The 950-nt window shown below is 63.3% G+C and carries 2 protein-coding genes; one reads left to right on the top strand and one right to left on the bottom strand.

Annotation, left to right across the window (positions count from 1 at the left end; all coding sequences use genetic code 11):
- Positions 1–579 (top strand): hypothetical protein (locus tag J3P36_RS16030; protein WP_210509260.1); only part of this gene is annotated, 579 nt, incomplete at its 5' end.
- 182 nt (positions 580–761) lie between these two features.
- On the opposite strand, the gene J3P36_RS16035 is transcribed toward J3P36_RS16030, so the two are convergent.
- Positions 762–950, bottom strand: a 189-nt coding sequence (locus J3P36_RS16035; RefSeq protein ID WP_210509261.1) for a hypothetical protein, incomplete at its 5' end; no start/stop codon positions are given.

Here is a 950-nt window from a genome sequence, read left to right on the forward strand (position 1 = left end):
GTCGTCCTCCTGCCCGGCATCCTGATCCTCCTCCTCACCGCACAACGCCGGAACACCCTCAACCTCCTCCCCGGAATCGGCCTCGCGATATCCGTTGCAGCTACGACCCCGCTCGGTGTGCTGTATCTAGGCCGGACCGGCGAGGCAGGCGCCGAAGGCTCGAGCTCCAGTTTCCGCTTCGTGGAGCCCTATCTCACGCTCCTACCTGCCTCCCTCGATACTCCGTTCGCAACGCTGTTCGGTCACGGAGCGGCGAGTGCCGAGGATTACCTGTTGAGCCTTGGTACACCCGAAGTAACTTCACCGGTGATACCGAAAATCTTGTACGAGTACGGGCTGCTGGGAGCGCTAGGGGTGATGGGGGTGCTTCTCGTGCTCCTATCGCTCCCGCTGACGCACCGGCCGTGGCTCGTCGGCCTATGGGCCACCTATTTCTTCATCAACGCGTCCCTGCTGCAGGCAACGCTCGTCTTTGTGACCCTTTTCTGGCTGATGTTGCTGCCCCCTCGACCACAGCTCTCGACCTGGGATGCGCGTGCAAGATACACCCGGACGATCGTTCCCGCGCGTAGCGGCTGATCCTTCGCGCTCGTTACTGCAACGGCTCGGCTAGCGCTTCACGCAATCGTTGGCGACGCGGTCGATGCACGACATGGGCACCCTTGCCTGTTGACCGAAGCGGGCGCTCAGCATCCGGTCCGGAGCAATTCTTCAAGTAGAGTCGGCCGGTACGACGTCCAGCCCGGGTGGCAACCCCCGGGCTACGGCGCGAATGCGAGAACCGGCGCGGGTTCGAGATGCGACAGTTTCGCCCGGCCGGAGTGTCGACTGACATCTCCGCGCGTCCAACCAGCCGAACGAGAGGTGTGCTGTTGCGGGGGCTGTGGGCGGTTGTTGTTGTGGTTGTGCTGGCGTTGTTGGGTGGCGTCGGTGGGTTTGTGGGTGGTTCT

The sequence above is a fragment of the Naasia sp. SYSU D00057 genome, assembly GCF_017916505.1.
GTDB lineage: Bacteria > Actinomycetota > Actinomycetes > Actinomycetales > Microbacteriaceae > Naasia.